At 68.1% G+C, this 9,001-nt stretch carries 13 protein-coding genes and 1 tRNA gene; 6 read left to right on the forward strand and 8 right to left on the reverse strand.

All coding sequences use genetic code 11. The features are described 5' to 3' along the window. Positions 1–13 precede the first annotated feature (13 nt). Positions 14–223, reverse strand: a complete 210-nt coding sequence (locus AKG07_RS07430) for a helix-turn-helix domain-containing protein (RefSeq protein ID WP_053097185.1) — start codon at positions 221–223, stop codon at positions 14–16. 94 nt (positions 224–317) lie between these two features. Here AKG07_RS07430 and AKG07_RS07435 point away from each other — a divergent pair, with 94 nt between their 5' ends. The 3 genes from AKG07_RS07435 to AKG07_RS07445 are packed head-to-tail and all read left to right on the forward strand — an operon-like array spanning position 318 to position 1,796. After that, the gene (locus AKG07_RS07435; protein WP_232224461.1) at positions 318–695 is read left to right on the forward strand and encodes a helix-turn-helix domain-containing protein; all 378 of its coding nucleotides are present in this window, start codon (positions 318–320) and stop codon (positions 693–695) included. Positions 696–717: 22 nt separating this feature from the next. Beyond that, positions 718–1,158: an ImmA/IrrE family metallo-endopeptidase gene (locus AKG07_RS07440; RefSeq protein WP_082297859.1), complete on the forward strand. Its 441-nt coding sequence runs from the start codon at positions 718–720 to the stop codon at positions 1,156–1,158. A gap of 35 nt (positions 1,159–1,193) precedes the next feature. After that, positions 1,194–1,796: a GNAT family N-acetyltransferase gene (locus AKG07_RS07445; protein WP_053097187.1), complete on the forward strand. Its 603-nt coding sequence runs from the start codon at positions 1,194–1,196 to the stop codon at positions 1,794–1,796. On the opposite strand, the gene AKG07_RS07450 is transcribed toward AKG07_RS07445, so the two are convergent. Further along, on the reverse strand, positions 1,797–2,000 hold the full coding sequence (locus AKG07_RS07450; RefSeq protein WP_053097189.1) for a hypothetical protein: 204 nt from the start codon (positions 1,998–2,000) through the stop codon (positions 1,797–1,799). 105 nt (positions 2,001–2,105) lie between these two features. Here AKG07_RS07450 and AKG07_RS07455 point away from each other — a divergent pair, with 105 nt between their 5' ends. Next, entirely contained in the window at positions 2,106–2,717 is a 612-nt protein-coding gene (locus tag AKG07_RS07455) for a flavodoxin family protein (RefSeq protein WP_053097192.1), read from the forward strand. A gap of 1 nt (position 2,718) precedes the next feature. On the opposite strand, the gene AKG07_RS07460 is transcribed toward AKG07_RS07455, so the two are convergent. Both AKG07_RS07460 and AKG07_RS07465 read right to left on the reverse strand, forming a co-directional pair. After that, positions 2,719–3,051, reverse strand: a complete 333-nt coding sequence (locus AKG07_RS07460; RefSeq protein ID WP_053097194.1) for a DUF7882 family protein — start codon at positions 3,049–3,051, stop codon at positions 2,719–2,721. Between the two features lie 27 nt (positions 3,052–3,078). After that, complete coding sequence (locus AKG07_RS07465; RefSeq protein WP_053097195.1) at positions 3,079–4,122, reverse strand: hypothetical protein; 1,044 nt, start codon at positions 4,120–4,122, stop codon at positions 3,079–3,081. Positions 4,123–4,194: 72 nt separating this feature from the next. Here AKG07_RS07465 and pgi point away from each other — a divergent pair, with 72 nt between their 5' ends. Next, the gene (pgi, locus tag AKG07_RS07470) at positions 4,195–5,874 is read left to right on the forward strand and encodes a glucose-6-phosphate isomerase (protein ID WP_053097196.1); all 1,680 of its coding nucleotides are present in this window, start codon (positions 4,195–4,197) and stop codon (positions 5,872–5,874) included. A gap of 21 nt (positions 5,875–5,895) precedes the next feature. Further along, complete coding sequence (locus tag AKG07_RS07475) at positions 5,896–6,312, forward strand: ribosomal maturation YjgA family protein (protein ID WP_053097197.1); 417 nt, start codon at positions 5,896–5,898, stop codon at positions 6,310–6,312. 47 nt (positions 6,313–6,359) lie between these two features. Here the strand turns inward: AKG07_RS07475 and AKG07_RS07480 are convergent. The 4 genes from AKG07_RS07480 to galU all read right to left on the reverse strand — a co-directional run bounded on the left by AKG07_RS07480 (position 6,360) and on the right by galU (position 8,967). Next, positions 6,360–6,432: transfer RNA gene (locus tag AKG07_RS07480), tRNA-Ala, on the reverse strand. Between the two features lie 49 nt (positions 6,433–6,481). Next, a complete protein-coding gene (locus AKG07_RS07485) occupies positions 6,482–7,339 on the reverse strand; it encodes a hypothetical protein (protein WP_053097199.1) in 858 nt (285 codons plus the stop codon). 82 nt (positions 7,340–7,421) lie between these two features. Beyond that, a complete protein-coding gene (locus tag AKG07_RS07490) occupies positions 7,422–8,033 on the reverse strand; it encodes a GNAT family N-acetyltransferase (RefSeq protein ID WP_053099195.1) in 612 nt (203 codons plus the stop codon). Positions 8,034–8,079: 46 nt separating this feature from the next. Beyond that, the gene (gene galU, locus AKG07_RS07495) at positions 8,080–8,967 is read right to left on the reverse strand and encodes a UTP--glucose-1-phosphate uridylyltransferase GalU (protein WP_053097201.1); all 888 of its coding nucleotides are present in this window, start codon (positions 8,965–8,967) and stop codon (positions 8,080–8,082) included. Between the last annotated feature and the right edge of the window lie 34 nt (positions 8,968–9,001).

Below are 9,001 nucleotides of genomic sequence, written 5' to 3' on the forward strand. Positions count from 1 at the left end.
CACGCTAGTGCGGTCAGGGCGTGAGCCGCGCGACCGATATGTCGAGCGCCTGCGCGATGTCGGCCAGATCGGCAACGGTGAAGTCGGCCTCACCCGCGAGCTTCCTGCGGAGCGCTGCGCGGGCGATTCCCGCTCGATCGGAGAGCCAGGGTGTGTCCCGGCCCCCGCGACGCAGTTCTTCTTCGATCGCATTCGCCACCGCACGTCGCACATCTGTCGTCATTCATAGACAGTATCGCCGCATACGGGGTGCGACAAGCGTTCAGCGCACCAGTATGACGGCATCCTGGCTTCATGCCGGTGCTATCGTGACTCACGTGAAGACACCGGGCGAGCAGTTCAATGCGGCGGTAGGCCGCCAGCTCCGCGCCGAGATCGCCGCCGCCGGAAGCAGCATCGCCGCGATGGCGCGCGAGGTCGGCATCGCGAGGAGCGCTCTCGACAACTACGTCACGGGCAAGCGCTCGATCCCGGTTCCCATCCTGTACGCGGTCAGCGCGGCCCTCGACATCGCACCGCACGTGGTGATCACGCGTGCCGAAGAGCGGCTCCGTTCCGAGGGCTTCCGCGGCGGCGCCACGATCACCGCCCTGCACCCCCGCACCGATGTCCGTGGTCGACGCCAGGATGAATCCGAAGTCGCGTTCGAGTCTCCTCTCGCGCACGCTGACGACACCGACGATCTCTACGACTGACGACCACCCGGCGAGGAGGATCATGGAGGCCCTCCTTCGCCTGCTCGAAGAGAACGGGCTGCACCTCATCGAACGTCGAGGTCGGCGCCCCGGCGGCTACGAACCGCACACCGCGACCATCCGGGTCACCCCCGGTCTCAGCGCGAGGGCCACATCCAGCGTGATCGCGCACGAGCTCGGGCACGCGATGCTCGGTCACACCCCCACAGCGGATTCGTCGATCCGCGCGCGACAGGAGCGCCGAGCAGACGAGTGGGCGGCCCGACTGCTGATCGACGCCGACGCGTACGCCGAGGCCGAGAGAGCGCGAGGCACCCACCCCGCCAGCCTCGCCTTCGAGCTGGGAGTGACCGTCGAGCTCGTGACCGCATATCGACGGCTGCTGCGTCGCGTCGGGGACACCACGTACGTCGGCGCGAGGATGGGGCGGGGCCAATGGGAGCATCGCGCCCCGATCGTGTGACATGGCGCCGGGCGCGGCGCTGATTGAATGGCTGCATGACCTTCCGCACCGCCCCGGCCCCGATCACCCTCACCGGCCGCCTCGTCGAACTCCGACCTCTGGAGACGTCTCATCACGACGGCCTCCTCGATGCGCTGCTCGAGGGTGAGCTGTGGAAGCAGGCGTGGTACACCTCGGTGCCCTCCCCCGACGGGCTCGCCGCCGAGATCGACCGTCGGATCGGCCTGATCGAGACCGGTGGGATGATCCCGTTCACCGCGTTCGACGCCGAAGGACGGATCCTCGGCCTCACGTCCTATTACGACCTGGAGGCCGACGTCCCCCGGCTGCACATCGGCTACACCTGGAATCGCCCGTCGGCCCACGGCACCGGCACCAACGCCGAGTCGAAGCTGCTGCTGCTCCGGCACGCGTTCGAGGACCTCGGCGTGTTCCGTGTGGGCTTGACGACGCAGTGGGTCAACTTCCAGTCGCGGGCGGCGATCGAACGTCTGGGAGCGAAGCAGGACGGTGTCATGCGCGCGATGAGCCGATACCGCAACGGCGCGCTGCGCGACAGCGTCGAGTTCTCGATCATCGAGCCCGAGTGGCCCGCGGTGAAGGCCAACCTCGAGGCGAGGCTGGCCAGACGCGCCTGACTACTCGGTGGCGTTGCCCGACCAGTTGTCCTTGCGACGGGTGGCCGAGCCGCTGGCGCGCATCACGAACGCGAGCGACAGACTCACGATGAGCAGGCCGGCGATGAAGACGATCGCCTGGAAGTCCTCGAGCGACTGCGCGAGCCCCATGAGCCAGATGCCTCCGAGGAAGAGGATCATGAAGAAGATGAAGCTGAGGATCACGGGATCTCCTGTCGTAGCGGCCGTCATCCAGGATACCGCCTAGCGCACACGCGGCAGCGACGAAACCCCCTGGGCGATCGCCCGCGGGGGTGATTGCGTGCAGGGATGAGCACACGACTGACTGCCCTCGCCATCTCCTGCACCCTCAAGCCGTCTCCCGCGGAATCGAGCAGCGACCTCCTGGGGTCCCAGATCCTGCAAGCTCTCGCGGAGCACGGAGTCGCCGGCCAGCTGGTGCGCGCCGTCGATCACTCGATCAGCCCCGGCGTCGAGACCGACATGGGCGAAGGCGATGAATGGCCGACTCTGCGCGAGCAGGTGCTGGCGGCCGACATCCTCGTGTTCCTGACCCCCACCTGGATGGGCCAGCACTCGAGTGTCGCGCAGCGGGTGCTGGAACGCCTCGACGCCGAACTGAGCGAGACCGACGATGCGGGCCGACCGATCCTCTTCGACAAGGTCGCGATCGCCGGAATCGTCGGCAACGAGGATGGAGCACACCACATCGCCGCGATCCTGTTCCAGGCGCTGAACGACGTCGGGTACTCGCTGCCCGCCCAGTCGTCGATCTACTGGAACGGCGAGGCGATGCAGACCGTCGACTACAAGGAGCTCTCCACGACCCCTGAGAAGGTCGCGCAGGCCACGGCGACGGCAGTGCGCAATGCCGTGCACCTGGCCCGCAGTCTCCAGGCAGACGGATACCCCGCGGAGTAGTTCAGGACTTCGGCGCGCTCCCGCTGTCAGCCTTCGGCTGCACGTAGTCGTCGATCACGAGCTCGCCCGTCGCGTTGAGAGCGCGCATCATCTCTTCGATGCGCGCCTTCTCGATGTTGTGCGGGTCCGGAGAGGTGAAGAGGAACTGCAGCGGGATCGCCGGGTGCATCCAGACGGTGAGACGGCCGGGGTCGCCGCCTTCGCGAGGATGCCAGGTCATCATGAAGCTCTCCTGGCGACGGAGCTTCGTGCCGACGATGACCTTCAGATGAGCGAGCGTCTCGTCGTCGATGAGGATCGGCTCCGAAGTGCCGTCATATCGCAGTCTTCCCATGAAGGAAACCGTACCCCGACGCGCGTGTCATCGTGTACTCGCGTGCGCGCTCTGGCGCGGCGAGAACGTCACAACCTCATCACGGCGCGAACGCTCCACGTCGAGCCCTGCGAGCTCGAGTCGTCGGAAGACCCGACGCGGAAGCGCGGGCAGTTCGGCCGTGCGGCCCGACGGCGGCTTCGCGAGCCCGGCGATCAGCGAGAGGTCGACGCCCGCGCCGCGCACCTCGATGCGGGCGTAGTCCGATCGCGTCCGCCAGACGAGATGCTGCAGCTGCCGGAAGGGGATGCGGTGGGTCGCGTTTCCGGCGCGGATGCGCAGATCGTCATCGCCGAACGCGACGCTGCAGGACAGCGTCCGTCGCCTCAGCACGGCGCGGAGCATCAGATAGACCGGCAGTCCGACGACCGCGCCCGTGAGGATGATCGCGAGGCGGGCGCCCATGTGCATCACCGCGTCGTCGAATGCGATGAGCAGCACGGTGCCCGCGGTGCCGACGACGAGGACCACCGCCACGATGGCGACCGTCAGCGCCCGCATGCGCAGGTCGAGGGCAGAGAACTGGACGTGGGATCCGTCGCCGTTCTCGTCACGCTCCCATTCGGGTGCGACAGGAGACGGGCGCCTGAGGGCATCACGCTGTCCGATGCGGTCTGTGACACGCGACAGAAGGCCCAGCCAGATCCATCCCGCGGCGGGACCGGCGGCGATCTGCAGCACGACGATGACCGCCCGCACGGGTTCGGGCAGGCCGGCGAGCAGCTCGCTCCCGGCGTCGATCACGACGATCATCACAGCCGTCAGCACCACGGCGACACCCAGGTGCACGGCGACGCCGGCGCGCACCGGGCGCATGTCCATCGTCGCGTTGACGAAGGAGAAGGCGATGCTCCAGCCGCCGAGCAGCATGAGCAGGAACGGGAAGAAGCTCAGGTCGTCGCCCGCGATCGTCCACACCGTCGCGGCCACCAGCAGGAGCACTCCCCACGCGAGCGGAGCCCGCACGAGCCGGCGGCAGATCTCGCGTCGCAGCCTCCGCTCCGAGGTCGTCGTGGGCGCCGTGTCGGTCATCGCCCCCATCCTAGAGCGAGGCCGGACGTCATCACGGGGTCACGACGTCGCGTGCGGCAGTACCGTGGATCCATGACCGCTCCTGTTGATCCGACACTCACTCCCGCCTGGTCCGAACTCGCCGCGCTGCGCGAGTCGATCACCGCCGATCTGCGAGGCTGGTTCGCCGCCGATGCCGACCGTGCGGAGCGATTCTCGTTCCCGCTCACAGACCTCCACGTCGACCTGTCGAAGAACCTCGTCACCGACGACGTTCTCGCAGCGCTTCTGCGCCTCGCCGAGCAGACGGGAGTCGCCGAGCGATACGCCGCGATGCTCCAGGGAAGCCACCTCAACACGTCCGAGGACCGCGCCGTGCTGCACACGGCACTGCGTCGACCGGCCGACTCCTCCCCCGCGCTCGTCGTCGACGGACAGGACGTGGATGCCGACGTGCAGGCCGTGCTCGACGCACTCAGCACTTTCGCCACCAGAGTTCGCTCCGGAGAGTGGCTCGGCATCACCGGAAAGCGCGTCACTCACGTCGTCAACATCGGCATCGGCGGCTCCGACCTCGGGCCCGTCATGGTCTACGAGGCGCTCAAGCCCTATGCGGATGCCGGGATCGAGGCGCGGTTCGTGTCGAACATCGATCCCACCGACCTCGCGCAGAAGACCGCGGACCTCGACCCCGAGACGACCCTCTTCATCGTCGCGTCCAAGACCTTCACCACCCTCGAGACGCTCACCAACGCCCGCCTGGCGCGCGATTGGCTGTGGACCGGACTCCAGGCCTCGGGAGCCATCTCCGACGACGAGGACGCCCGCACCGACGCCGTCGCGCACCACTTCGTGGCGGTGTCGACCGCGCTCGACAAGGTCGCGGCCTTCGGGATCGATCCGGCGAACGCCTTCGGATTCTGGGACTGGGTCGGCGGCCGCTACTCGGTCGACTCCGCGATCGGCCTGTCGCTCGCGATCGCGCTCGGACCCGATACCTTCCACGATCTGCTGACCGGCTTCCATGCGGTCGACGAGCACGTGCGCACCACGCCTCTCGAGCGCAACGTCCCGGTGCTGATGGGTCTGCTCAACGTCTGGTACGTCAACTTCCACGGCGCGCAGTCGCATGCGGTGCTGCCCTACGCGCAGCAGCTGAGCCGGTTCCCGGCCTACCTGCAGCAGCTGACGATGGAGTCCAACGGCAAGTCGGTCCGCTGGGACGGCACCCCGGTCACCACCGACACCGGCGAGGTGTTCTGGGGAGAGCCCGGGACCAACGGCCAGCACGCGTTCTACCAGCTCATCCATCAGGGCACCCGGCTGATTCCGGCCGACTTCATCGCTTTCGTGAACCCGGCCTACCCTCTGACCGACGGCGGGCAGGACGTGCACGAGCTGTTCCTGGCGAACTTCCTCGCGCAGACGAAGGCTCTGGCCTTCGGCAAGACCGCCGCAGAGGTCGAGGCCGAGGGAACCACCGGAGCGCTCGTCGCGGCACGCACGTTCGCCGGCAACCGCCCGACGACCTCGATCTTCGCACCCGCGCTGACACCACAGGTGCTCGGTCAGCTGATCGCCCTGTACGAGCACATCACGTTCACGCAGGGCACGATCTGGGGCATCAACTCGTTCGACCAGTGGGGCGTCGAGCTGGGCAAGCAGCTCGCGATGCAGATCGCTCCGGCCATCGGCGGGGACGAGGCGGCCATCGACGCGCAGGACGCCTCAACGAAGGCGCTGCTCTCCTACTACCGCGCGAACCGTAAGTAGGCGAGACAGCGGGAGCGACGGATGCAGTCGGTCACACGCGGCGACGCGCACGTCAGTGCGCGTCGCCGGGCACTGGTCGTCATCGCCGTCCTGGTGGTCGCGGCTGGTCTCGTCACACACGTCGTCGGTCGTGGTCCGATCGCGGACGCACTCGGCGACGCCCTCTACGCGGTGATGATCTACGTCGTCATCGCGATCGTGCTCCCGCGAGCCCCGGCCTGGATCGTGGGTGCGAGCGCCGCGGCGCTGTGCATGCTGATCGAGTGCTTCCAGCTCACCGGTCTGCCGGCGATCTGGTCCGAGGCCTTCTGGCCGGTGCGGCTCGTCCTGGGCGTCGGATTCGATGCGCGCGACCTCGTCGCCTACGCGGTGGGCGCGGGTGCCGCCGCCCTCTGCGACCACGCGATCGGTCGCCGTCTCCGCGCACGCGCACAGTAGACAGAAGAAAAGACCCCCGAGCGATGCTCGGGGGTCTTTCTCGTCGGTGGACCTAAGGGGATTCGAACCCCTGACCTCCTCGATGCGAACGAGGCGCGCTACCAACTGCGCCATAGGCCCTGACGTCTTCTACGCTATCACGCTCGAAGACCCTCTCGTGCCGCGAGGATCAGCCCGCTGCACGCTTCGCGAGGAGGTCGCGCACATGCGCCTCGATCTCCGCGTCGTCGACGTATCCCATCTTCGCGAACGGAGACGCGGCGGCCTGCGCGGCCGCCGGAATCTGCACGGGTGCGGCGGGCGCCATGCGCTCCGCTCGCTCACGAAGCTCGGCGAGACGAGCCGCAGCGCGGCGCTTCTCCTGCGCATCCAGCTCCGCTCTCGCCACCTGCGCGCGCGAGCCTGCGACCGACACCAGCGGCTCGGGCAGCGGACGCGGGGTCCATGTCGCCGGGCCCTGATCGTGCAGTTCGGGCTCTGCCCTCTGCACGGGCTGCTCGACGACGCGCACCGAACGCCGGGCGGCGCGGGCGGCGACAGCCGACATGCGCTGCAGGGCGAAGCCGGCGACGACGATGATCGACCCGCCGACCCAGAGCAGCAGCTGCGCCTGAAGCGCGATAAGCTGCCACACGCCGAGCCCGGTGACGACGAGACCGAGAAGCAGGGTCGAGGTGGCGACGATGCGCACACGGCGACGCGCGCGGGCCTGTCGCATGACGGGATCAGCCCTCGTTGCAGCCAGCTCTTCGCGGAGCTTCATGAGCTCCGCGGCTTCCTTCTCGGACTGCAGGCGCTTCGCGAGCTTCTGCTGCGCGAGGGCAGTCCGCGCGTTGAGTTCGAGACGGACCTCGCCGGGGGTCTCGCTGGTCTCGGCCAGCACCCGAAGGGCCTGGTTCAGTCTGACGGCGTTGCGCTCCGCGGCGTCGTACTGGAAGCGCCCACGCCAGGAGGGCAGCAGGTAGAGCATCCACAGGAGCACAGCGACGAGGACTATCACTCCCCCGCTCAGCACCGGCCCGTCCATGTCGACAACGGTACGGGAACATCGCTGGTCACGACGCTCAGTCGGAGCGTGTGTCGCGAGGAGTTCTGAAGTCAGCGGCGTGTCAGAGCGCGAAACGGTCCGACGGCGGGATCGTCGCGGCGTCCGGAGGCACCTCGCCGTTCAGCCACCGGGCCAGCACGCCCTGCGGCACATCCTCGCGAGTGAGGGCGAACGCGTAGTGATCCCGCCAGTCGCCGTCGATGTGGATGTAACGGCGACGCAGCCCCTCGTAGCGGAAGCCGAGCTTCTGCACGACCCTCAGGCTCGCGACGTTCTCGGGCCGGATGCAGATCTCCATGCGATGCAGCGCATACTCCGTGAAGCAGGCATCGGTCGCGAGCGCGACGGCTGTGGGCGTGATGCCTTTGCCGGCGAAGCGCTCGCTCACCCAGTACCCGATGGTCGCCGAGCACAACGACCCCCTGGCGACTCCCCACACGTTGAGCTGCCCGGCGATCTCGCCCTCGTACTCCATGACGAACGGATAGCCCGCGCCGTCGCGGTACTGCTGCAGCAGACGTCGGATGCTGAGTCGCATGTCGAACGAGACCGAGCCGTACGGGACGGTGGCCTCCCACGGCTGCAGCCAGGAGCGATTGCTCAACAGCTCGTGCTGAAGAGCCCTCGCGTCCCGAGAGCGCACGAGGCGCAGCTCGATGGGACCATGCCGCATCCCCGTCGCCTGATCCATCCGCGCGCTCCCGACGCCGCGTCGACGCCTAGAGGCGTTCCGCGAACTCCTTGAGCCACGGCCGCAGCTCGGGGCCGAGGTCGTCGCGGTCGGAGGCGAGCTGGACGATCGCCTTGATGTAGTCGACGCGGTCGCCGGTGTCGTACCGGCGTCCACGGAAGATGACGCCCACCACACCGGGGCCGTCGGCGCTGGTGGCCAGCTCCTGCAGCGCGTCGGTCAGCTGGATCTCGCCGCCCTTGCCGGGTTCGGTGCGCTCGAGCACCTCGAAGATCGAGGCGGGCAGGACGTAACGGCCGATGATCGCCAGGTTCGACGGCGCGTCCTCGGGTGCGGGCTTCTCGACGAGGTCGGTGACGCGCACGGCATCCGATCCCTCGATGTCCTCGACGGCGGCGGCGCCGTACATGTGGATGCTCGCGGGGTCGACCTCCATGAGGGCGATCACCGCGGCGCCGCTGCGCTCGTGCTCGGCGATCATCTCGGTGAGCAGCTGGTCGCGCTCGTCGATGAGGTCGTCGCCGAGGAGCACGGCGAAGGAGCTGTCGCCGACGTGCGTGCGGGCACGCAGCACCGCGTGACCGAGTCCCTTGGGCTCACCCTGACGGACGAAGTGGATGTCGGCGAGGTCGCTCGAATGGATGACGCGCTCGAGACGCCCCGTGTCGCCCTTCTCCATCAGCTTGACCTCGAGCTCGGGGACCGAGTCGAAGTGGTTGGAGATCGCGTTCTTGTTGCGGCCGATGATGACGAGGATGTCATCGATCCCGGCGCTGGCGGCCTCTTCGACGACGTACTGGATCGCCGGCTTGTCGACGACCGGCAGCATCTCCTTCGGCATCGCCTTCGTCGCCGGCAGGAAACGCGTTCCCAGACCGGCAGCAGGAATGACAGCCTTCATCTTCCGTATACCCATCCACCCAGCCTAGTGGGGATGCCGCCGTAGACTC

The organism is Microbacterium sp. CGR1 (assembly GCF_001266755.1).
Classification (GTDB): Bacteria; Actinomycetota; Actinomycetes; order Actinomycetales; family Microbacteriaceae; genus Microbacterium.

Excerpts from the sequence above, each read along its gene's own strand:
- AKG07_RS07475 (WP_053097197.1), top strand. The coding sequence starts at position 5,896 with ATGCAGTCGGTCACACGCGGCGACGCGCACGTCAGTGCGCGTCGCCGG.
- pgi (WP_053097196.1), top strand. The coding sequence starts at position 4,195 with ATGACCGCTCCTGTTGATCCGACACTCACTCCCGCCTGGTCCGAACTC.
- galU (WP_053097201.1), bottom strand. The coding sequence starts at position 8,967 with ATGGGTATACGGAAGATGAAGGCTGTCATTCCTGCTGCCGGTCTGGGA.
- AKG07_RS07485 (WP_053097199.1), bottom strand. The coding sequence starts at position 7,339 with ATGGACGGGCCGGTGCTGAGCGGGGGAGTGATAGTCCTCGTCGCTGTG.
- AKG07_RS07465 (WP_053097195.1), bottom strand. The coding sequence starts at position 4,122 with ATGACCGACACGGCGCCCACGACGACCTCGGAGCGGAGGCTGCGACGC.
- AKG07_RS07430 (WP_053097185.1), bottom strand. The coding sequence starts at position 223 with ATGACGACAGATGTGCGACGTGCGGTGGCGAATGCGATCGAAGAAGAA.
- AKG07_RS07490 (WP_053099195.1), bottom strand. The coding sequence starts at position 8,033 with ATGCGGCATGGTCCCATCGAGCTGCGCCTCGTGCGCTCTCGGGACGCG.
- AKG07_RS07455 (WP_053097192.1), top strand. The coding sequence starts at position 2,106 with ATGAGCACACGACTGACTGCCCTCGCCATCTCCTGCACCCTCAAGCCG.
- AKG07_RS07460 (WP_053097194.1), bottom strand. The coding sequence starts at position 3,051 with ATGGGAAGACTGCGATATGACGGCACTTCGGAGCCGATCCTCATCGAC.
- AKG07_RS07445 (WP_053097187.1), top strand. The coding sequence starts at position 1,194 with ATGACCTTCCGCACCGCCCCGGCCCCGATCACCCTCACCGGCCGCCTC.
- AKG07_RS07440 (WP_082297859.1), top strand. The coding sequence starts at position 718 with ATGGAGGCCCTCCTTCGCCTGCTCGAAGAGAACGGGCTGCACCTCATC.